This is a genomic window from Pseudomonas sp. NBRC 111140 (assembly GCF_001320885.1).
GTDB lineage: Bacteria > Pseudomonadota > Gammaproteobacteria > Pseudomonadales > Pseudomonadaceae > Aquipseudomonas > Aquipseudomonas putida_P.
In genome coordinates this window covers 1-8952 of sequence record NZ_BCBQ01000152.1, presented here as the reverse complement: position 1 = coordinate 8952, position 8952 = coordinate 1, and the positions used below count along the sequence as shown (strand labels likewise).

Sequence of the window (8952 nt, the reverse complement as noted above, 5' to 3'; positions counted from 1 at the left end):
AGACGCCTAGCTCTACCAACACCCCAGGCCAGAGCCCGAGTCATCGATTCGCCCGGGCGGGAATCGAACGCTTCTTCATGCAAAGCCATTCCACAGCCAGCATACACTCCGATGAACATTTGCGTCTGGCCGGTGCGTGAGAGCCTGACCTGGACATCAATCGTGGTGCCGTCATCGAGCTCCTCGTCATGGATACGATGATGAAGCACTGGATCCGCCCAATTCCAAAACACGTCACCTCGAATACGCATGCCGCCCTCCTACGACTTTAGTCTGATGCGGAAACCTCACCATAGCAAAGCCAAGAGGCAGTTCAATGACTTAGGCTCTGCGAATACAGGCATCAGACAACCGGTCTAATTTTTGATACAAACAAATTTTCTTGTACAACTTTGCAACTTTCATCAGGCGGTCAGAGCAGGCAGCCGCGTTGCCAAGAGGCCGGCTGCTGCGGACGTCAGCAATTGAGGTGTAAGCTTTTCGCGAAGCACCCATTTACACGCGACGATTTCATGGTCGGCAACAGGCTTCTCATTTTCGTGGAATCGGGTGGTGAAGATGTGATGCACAACTGAATCCACTTTGATTGAACACAGAGACAGCAGGCCATACCCTTCAATCGATGTCTCTTCACGTAGCTCTCTTGCTGCAGCTGTATGAGGGCTCTCACCAGGCTCAATCGAACCACCTGGGAAATTCCATTTGCCGCCTTTCTTCCGGACAAGCAGTACCCTGCCGCTTCGCAGGCAGATTATCGTTGCCCTGGATTTGATTCTGCCTTTTCGTTTGTCCCGCATACATGCACTCGTATCATCACCCATCAACACCCAGCCTCTCGCGATACAGAGTAATGGGCTTCTTCCCTGAAGACGTTTCCTGCTGCGACTCGTTCAATTTCATGGGCGTTTCAGCCGTCAATTTGCCTCGGATCAGCAGAGCGCGGCACTGCAGCAAATCCCGGTAGCGCGGTAACCGCCGGTCGGTGTATGGTCTAGAGAGCGTGAAATTTGTCCGGCATGTGAACTGGGCCGGATCCTGACCGTTTAAGCCTCTAAGGACATTTGTAAATGACCAAGGCGGACTCGATTCGAATAACGGCACAGCTGAACGCTTGCAGCCAGGCTATGACATCGCTGAGAGCCTATGAAAGGGGGCTATCAGACAGCTGTTGCACGGATCTTGAGAAACTGCGCATAAGTGCGCAGTCCAGTTCAATGCCTTGAAAGCGTTGGACGACGCCGAAAGACCCGGTGACCCAACCGCCGCCGGGTGGGCTTGGTTACTGGAAAGATAGAAGTGAAATCAAGCGGATTTCGGCTCTGAGAACAGCGGTCGGTTTATCTGAGAATAACGACCGCTGTTGACATTCAGTGAGCGGAAGAGCTACCGAAACTGACTCACTTCAGGCTGATGATCAGTCGCCACCCTCCTGCCGGCCACACGTCAGGACAATGCGCTTTTACACAACGACTCGATAGTTCCGACCAGGTCGCCATACTGCACGGGCTTGGTGAGGTGTCGGTCGAACTGCATGTCCTTCGCCACGCCATAACCGCTCAATGCAATCGCAGGCGTGTACTTATGAACCTTGCCGGCCCTAAGGGCACTTATCAGTTCATGCCCATCCATCTCCGGCATTCCGATGTCGGTAAGAATGACATCGAAGCGCTCCTGGAGTGAATGCTCAAGCGCCTGGGCAGGATCGCTGTAGCTCTTGACCTGGGCACTCTCCATTTCAAGCAGCATGCGCATCACATCCAGGACTGCTGGCGAGTCATCGACCAGCAAAACTTTGAGACCCTTCAGTCGCCCTTGGGACTCGCCGGCTTCATCCCCATCCTTCGGCTCTTTAATCAGCTCCTGAGAGAGTGGCAGCGAGACACTGAACGTACAGCCATGACCGATCCCCGCAGATCGGGCAACGACGGAGCCCCCATGCGCCTGGACCAGCTGGCGAACCAGCGACAGGCCGATACCCAGGCCGTCTCGCTGGTGGGTGGCATGCTTGGGTTTGGCCTGCTTGAACAGGTCGAATACGTTTTCAAGTTCGGCAGTAGGCAATCCGACACCGTTGTCGATGATATCGATGTGGGCGTGCTTGTCCGCCTTGCTGAGCACAATACGTACCTTGGCCGCTTCACCGCTGAACTTCAGCGCATTTTGCAGAAGGTTCCAGATCACCTGTTCCAGGCGGGTCGGGTCGCCGTCGATAATCATCGCCGGCACTTCCGCGCTCGGTTTCTCTAGGGTGATCTCTGCGTTGGGATACTCGTCGATAACGATTGAGTGGATTTCATTCAGCATGGCACCGATGTCGAGCAGGCGGGTCTTCAACTTCAGCTTGCCCGTACGAATGCGCGCCACATCGAGCAGGTCATCAATAATACGGGCCTGGCTGGTAACAGCCTCGCCGATGGCGCCGACCGCCTTGCTGGCGTTCTCGGTGTTGCGAACGGAAGGGAGCCTTCGAAGAATTTCTGCGTTCAGTTGAATCAGGTTAAGCGGGTGCTTGAGCTCATGGGACATGACGGCAAAGAACTCATCCTTCATGTGGATCGTGCTCTGTGTCTCGGCAAGCTTTCTGCTCTGCTCATCGTGCAGCCGTTTATGCCCCGTCAGGTCACGAGCAATTTTCACGTACCCCAGAGCACTTTCAGCTCGGAGCAAGGCGATTTCTCCGCTGCAGAAGAACCGGCTACCGTCCTTGCGCACGTGCCAGCGCTCATCCTCTCCGCGCCCATGCTCACGGGCATTGCGCATCTCGTTCTGGGCAACACCCGCGCTACGATCTTCAGCGGAGAAAATCAGCTCGTAGGAGGAACCGATAACCTCTTCAGCGGTGTAGCCAAAGATCAGCTGAGCGCCGGTGTTCCAGTCCGTGATCTTGCCGTGTTCATCCAGGATGATGATGGCGAAATCGTGGGTGCTTTCGGCGACCAGGCGCATGCGTTCCTGGCCCAGGCGCAGATCTTCTTCGGCCTCACGCCGCTTGGTGATATCGATGAAGGTCAGCACCGTACCATCGATATGGTCTTCGCTGGAGCGGTACGGCAGGAGCCGGGCAATGTACCAGCGGCCTTCGGCGCTGCTGACTTCCCGCTCCAGCATGGTCAGCGATTCATACACGGACGACGCGTCTTCGGCCAATTCTGGATAATTGAAGCGATGGGTGATATCCAGCAGCGAGCGCCCGGTATCCACCGGCAGCATGCTGAAAATGTCCTTGGCGCGCGGTGTGAACCAGCGGATATGCATGTTGCGGTCAACGAACACCGTGGCGATATCCGTGGAGGCAATGAGGTTCGCCAGGTAGTCGTTGATCTTGTCGGTTTCTTCGACCTTGGTCTTGAGCTCGTAATTGACCGTGAGCAGCTCTTCGTTGATCGACTGAAGTTCTTCCTTGCTGGTTTCCAGCTCTTCCGTCGCGGAGCGCAACTCCTCGTTGATGGCCTGCATTTCTTCGTTGGACGCCTTCAGCTCCTCGCTCGAAACCTCCGATTGCTCGATGGTTTCCTGCAGGTGGGTCTTGGTTCGCTGCAGCTCGTTTTCCAGACTGGCCAGCACCTTGTTCTCGGTTTGCAAATCCAGGTCGAGCAGATCGGCGCCGGGTTCGATGGACGTGACGTTGAACACGATTGTACGCACATCCTGATCGGTGGCTTCGTCTTTGAAGGGACGCGCCGTGATATCGACCAGGTAGTCGCCTTCAGGATCGTTCACCCGGATCTTGCGGGACAGCGTGGCTTTACCACTTTGCTGGGCCTGGTACAGCGTGGTGCGAAGCTCCAGGCGCAACTGCGGCATGATCAGCACCAGTACGTTTCGTCCCACTTCCCCAGTAACGTAACGCAGGAATCTGCCAGCACCCTCGTTCATGTGCAGGATGTCGCCATTGGGATCGACAATCATGCTCGGCGGCATCTGCTCAGCCATCGCCCGCTGATGGATATCGGCATAGGAAAATTTACGCGTAGGCGGCAGCATGGGTGGCGGCGCGGCAAGACTGGACAGCGCAAAGCCACCCCGGGGCATAGAAGGCGCCCGGCGATTGATGTTGGCGCCCGCTCGTGCACGGAAAATCCGGTTACGCTTGTCGACCGGCGTGAACAGGTCCGGGCAGGCATCAGCAGACTCGGACGAGCCCATGAAAAGATAACCGCCCGGCTTGAGGGCAAAGTGGACCATCTGCAACATTTCTCGCTGGATGTCCCGATCCAGGTAGATCAGCAGGTTGCGGCAGACAATGAGGTCGATCTGAGAGAATGGCGGGTCGGACAATAGGCTGTGTTTGGCAAACAAGACCTTTTCGCGGACTTCCTTGCGGACGCGGTAGTGCTCACCTTCCTTGAGGAAATACTGCCGCAGACGCGTGGGTGGCACGTCGGTGATGATCGCTTCCGGGTAAGCGCCAGCCCGGCCTACCGCAATGGCACGCTCATCAATGTCCGTGGCAAAAACCTGGATTTTGACCGGGTTGGCCTCAAGCTTCTGGTGCTCGGTACACAGGATCGTCAGGCTATACGCCTCCTCGCCTGTCGAGCATCCAGCAGACCAGATGCGCACCTCATCGGGGCGAGCTTCGTCATCGCCTGTTGACATCAGAGGGCCCAGCACGTGGCGCTCAAGCGCCTCGAAGGCTTCTCGGTCGCGGAAGAAGTTGGTCACTCCAATCAGCATGTCCCCCAGCAACTGCTTGGCTTCATCGGGCGAGTTCTCCAGGTACTGGTAGTACGCAGGAAGATCGGGTTGAGCCGTTACCTGCATGCGCCGCTCGATACGGCGCAGCACCGTCGCCCGCTTGTAGTGCTTGAAATCATGCCCGGTGCGGGTTCGCAAGAGCAGCAGGATATCCAGTAGAACCCGCGGCAACCTCACGCTCTAGCTCTGGAGAGGACGAGGCGACTTTCATATCATGAGGTGCCGGGATTTTGATGGCTCTGGTATTGCGCCATATCTCGAGAAGTTTGTGAGGGATTTCTGCTACAGGTAAGACGGCGTCGACCATACCCGTTGCTATCGCTGCCAAAGGCATCCCATCGAATTCTGCGTCGTCGGGACTTTGCACGATGGTGATCCCACCCTGCTCTTTAATACGAGAAAGACCCACGGCCCCGTCGCTACCCGTGCCGGTGAGCACAAGACAAAATGCGAATTCCTTGTGAACATCTGCCAGATCACGGAAGAAAAGATCGATGGCGACGTGGCTTCCCGCCGGACGATTAGCAGGTGTGACCTTCAGATAGCCATCATTCATGGCCAATTGACTAGCAGGAGAGATGACATAAACCCGATTTTGCTCGATGGGAGCGGTATCGGTTACCTGCATGACGGGCATGTCTGTGCAAGCCTGGAGGATCTTGTCAGCTACGCTTTCATGATCAGGTGATAGATGCAGGATGATGACAAAGGCCATACCGCTATCACTGGGCATTTGCTCGAAAAATGTTTTCAACGCGGCGAGACCGCCCGCCGACGCACCTATACCCACCACCGGGAAACGCAGATGGCTAGGGAGGATGCCCTCTCGCTCCGGCAGAGAGGTGGGAACTTTAGTTGTCGGTTTCATTATGATATCAAGATCTTGTCTGAGCTGATAGGGTGAGTGGCTGGGTCGAGGAGTGATGCTCCTGGAGGCTTCACCCGCCAGCAAAATGGTCAATTTTGGCGCGTAATCCGTAACGAAAATGCGCTGATCATGAATGCCATCATCCTGATCATAAATAACGTCTTCTCGAAGTATAGCGTTTACCTTCGCACTGCCGAGACTCCCTTCGTGCTCCGATCCGTACTATACAACGCTTAGAACTGCAGGTCCTAAGCGTTTCGACGCCCGCAATTCCTTGCTCGTCGCCACACCTCGTTCATTCCTGTTTCGAAAACAGCCTTCCCCTCCTCAAGCGTCACCACTGAAGCTGTTGTTTTGAACTTTGCATGGCATGGAAGCTTCCCCTGCATACCCCCACGTTTTTTGTGACGCAGGAGCGAGGAGCATGAGAGCACTGACTTACCACGGAGCAAACGACGTCAGGGTCGATAACGTCCCTGATCCCATCATCGAGCGAGAAGACGACATCATCCTCAAGGTGACTGCCACCGCCATTTGCGGCTCCGATTTGCACCTCTATCGAGGCAAAATTCCAGAAACCGAAGCGGGCGATATCTTTGGCCATGAGTTCATGGGTATCGTGGAAGACACCGGGAGTGCAGTCACCAATCTCCAGGTCGGTGACCGCGTAGTGATCCCTTTTGTGATCGCTTGTGGTAGCTGCTTCTTTTGCCAGCGCGACCTTTTCGCTGCCTGCGAAACCACCAACACGGGGCGGGGCTCGATCATCAACAAGAAAGGGATTCCCCCGGGCGCCGCGCTGTTCGGGTACAGCCATCTCTATGGTGGTATTCCTGGTGGCCAGGCTGACTACGTAAGGGTTCCCAAGGGTAACGTCGGCCCGTTCAAAGTGCCCACCGAGTTGGCCGATGACAAGGTACTGTTTCTCTCGGACATTCTGCCGACCGCTTGGCAGGCAGTCATCAACGCCGAGATCGGCCCAGGTTCAACGTTGGCGGTCTACGGCGCCGGACCAGTAGGCTTGCTGAGTGCCGCCTGTGCGCGAATGCTCGGTGCGCAGACCATTTTCATGGTCGATGACAGCGATTACCGCCTGGCGTATGCCCAGCAAGCTTACGATGTTGTACCCATCAACTTCGAGCGGGACGATGATCCCGCAGACAGCATCATCCGTCAGACACCAGGCATGCGCGGTGTGGATGCGGTGATCGACGCTGTCGGCTTCGAGGCCAAGGGCAGCACTGCCGAAACGGTGATGACGGCGCTGAAAATTGAAGGCAGCAGTGGCAAGGCGTTGCGCCAGAGCATTGCGGCCGTGCGGCGTGGCGGCGTCGTGAGTGTCCCCGGTGTGTACGCGGGCTTCATTCACGGCTTCATGTTCGGCGACGCGTTCGACAAGGGTCTTACCTTCAAGATGGGCCAGACCCATGTCCAGAAATACCTGCCTGAACTACTGGAACACATTGAAGCAGGCCGTCTACAACCGGAATTGATCGTCACTCACCGCCTGGCCCTCGAAGAAGCGGCCATGGGCTACAAGATGTTCGATCAGAAGCAGGACAACTGCCGCAAGGTCATCCTCGTGCCAGGCGCAGCACCCGGCACCTTGGGACCTGACTACGTATAGAGGAAGCAAAGTCATGAACGGGCTCGCCAGCTACTTCTGGATTGCCGTGGCGGCAATCCTTTTACTCATCGATCTGTGGGCCATCGTCAGCGTTTTCAGAAGCGACAAGTCAGATGCAGTCAAAGCGGCCTGGGCCCTGCTGATCGTCGCGCTACCGCTGGTTGGCCTGGGTATCTGGGGTGTTGCTGGCCCGCGGGGTATCAAGCGAGGTACGGGGCCCACTTCTGACGAGCACAGCAAAGGTTGATATTTCCGAGCTCCACTTTCAGGGGTTTCAACATGATCGATCAAGCGACAGGCATGAAATCAGGCGAACGCTATCGCGTGGAGAACGTGGAGCGCGCTCATCAGTTTCCAGGCTTCTTCCAAGACGGAAAGTATTATCTCGGCCCTGAACTTCTCACCGCCGTGGGCTGGCTTGAAGGTACGCGCTTCATCTACGACAGCCTGGATGCCGCAGGTGAACCCGTTTTTCCAAACCGGGTGGCAGGCACGATAGAAGGCCTGACGATGACCCTGGTCGATGGCACCACCCTTGAGCTCTCACGGATCGAGGCCAGCGACACCATTGTTCCGATTGCCCCCGGTGCATCGGGTACGGAACAAGAAGCGCCTGACAGTGGCGCTTGGATAAATTGCGCTCCAAAAGCCGAAGCATCATCAGGCAACCTCTTTGAGCCTCCAAGTGGCAGGAAGGGTATCGACGGAGGCAGGAGGAAGCCAAAAGACATAACGCCGCTGCTGATCGTCGCAGCGGCGCTGGGAATTTTTGTGGGTTTTACACTCACACACTCACGACGCGGGGATAGATAGGGAAGGTCTGCTTTCAGAGGAATGAGCGTGGTTTCGTTGCGAGATCACGTTCGCCCCCTACTCTGCTGACGAGTTCGTGGGATTAACCGGACGATAGTCCTCCCCTGCTACCGCTCTCAGGTAAGCAGCGTCAGCCTCCAGGCGAAGATCGCGCCATTCCTGCCAGCAGATAATCCCTCGACGATCCATCTCATCGGCCTGGCGAAGTAGTTCCTCGTGATAGTCGTCAGGCGAGTCCATTCTCAAGGCCCTGCTTTCCAGCACACAGTACCAGGCTGCCAAACAGTTGAGCTTCAGCAATTGGGCGGCGGAGAGGTTTTTCTCGAATGTTCGCATCTGGAGGCCTCACACTCTGATGGAGGGTTGAGTCACGAAGATTGCAGAGGTTCAGTAGAGCGGTGTCAACGGCGTTGATTGTGCTCTGCACGACTGGATGCAAGCTTGATCCTTCCCAAACGTTCGCGAGCAAAGCTTAAGGGCGCCACAGGCGCCTGCGCCGGTTCTTTCGCGCAACCCGTCGGCCTTGGCCAAAACCCAAGGAGTAAACACCCCGCTCCGCGACGTCCGAGTTGAACACAGACTTTCCTGTGTGACGACATGAGGTGAAAGATCATGGCTAACAACCCAACCAATCGTGGCCATCAAGGTGGTACTGCTCAGAACAATCCTGGCAATTTTGCCAATGATCGCGAAAAAGCGTCGGAGGCAGGTCGCAAAGGCGGGCAGAGTTCAGGTGGCAATTTTGCCAACGACCGTGAGCGTGCTTCAGAGGCTGGCCGTAAAGGTGGCCAAAACAGCCACGGCGGCGGGCGCGGTAGCGAAAACCGCTAACTGGCGGTGATCAAGCGCCAGGGCAAGAGCTGCCCTGGCGCTTTTCTACTGAACGGCCATCAGGAAACCCTCTCCTTCCACGCTTCGTATCTGGCAAGAAGCGGCTGGACACTCA

The 8952-nt window shown here is 56.3% G+C and carries 6 protein-coding genes and 2 pseudogenes; 4 read left to right on the top strand and 4 right to left on the bottom strand.

Translation table 11 applies throughout. From position 1 onward, the window contains the following. The 3 genes and pseudogenes from APH42_RS30325 to APH42_RS27975 form a co-directional block, all read right to left on the bottom strand. On the bottom strand, window positions 1-251 hold a 251-nt coding region (locus APH42_RS30325; RefSeq protein ID WP_082421476.1), incomplete at its 3' end, for a hypothetical protein. A gap of 153 nt (window positions 252-404) precedes the next feature. Beyond that, a complete protein-coding gene (locus tag APH42_RS29695) occupies window positions 405-797 on the bottom strand; it encodes an NUDIX domain-containing protein (RefSeq protein WP_081238041.1) in 393 nt (130 codons plus the stop codon). 646 nt (window positions 798-1443) lie between these two features. Next, a pseudogene (locus tag APH42_RS27975) lies at window positions 1444-5566 on the bottom strand (CheR family methyltransferase). A 424-nt stretch (window positions 5567-5990) separates the two neighbouring features. Here APH42_RS27975 and APH42_RS27970 point away from each other — a divergent pair. The 3 genes and pseudogenes from APH42_RS27970 to APH42_RS30705 form a co-directional block, all read left to right on the top strand. Continuing rightward, a complete protein-coding gene (locus APH42_RS27970; protein WP_060494693.1) occupies window positions 5991-7193 on the top strand; it encodes a zinc-dependent alcohol dehydrogenase in 1203 nt (400 codons plus the stop codon). A gap of 13 nt (window positions 7194-7206) precedes the next feature. Continuing rightward, a complete protein-coding gene (locus tag APH42_RS27965) occupies window positions 7207-7440 on the top strand; it encodes a PLD nuclease N-terminal domain-containing protein (protein ID WP_014859183.1) in 234 nt (77 codons plus the stop codon). Window positions 7441-7472: 32 nt separating this feature from the next. Beyond that, window positions 7473-7820: pseudogene (locus tag APH42_RS30705) on the top strand (short-chain dehydrogenase); the annotation flags it as partial. A gap of 243 nt (window positions 7821-8063) precedes the next feature. On the opposite strand, the gene APH42_RS30635 reads toward APH42_RS30705, so the two are convergent. After that, complete coding sequence (locus APH42_RS30635; protein ID WP_060494691.1) at window positions 8064-8342, bottom strand: hypothetical protein; 279 nt, start codon at window positions 8340-8342, stop codon at window positions 8064-8066. A 276-nt stretch (window positions 8343-8618) separates the two neighbouring features. Here APH42_RS30635 and APH42_RS27950 point away from each other — a divergent pair, with 276 nt between their 5' ends. Then, complete coding sequence (locus APH42_RS27950; RefSeq protein WP_060494690.1) at window positions 8619-8837, top strand: general stress protein; 219 nt, start codon at window positions 8619-8621, stop codon at window positions 8835-8837. Window positions 8838-8952: the final 115 nt, after the last annotated feature.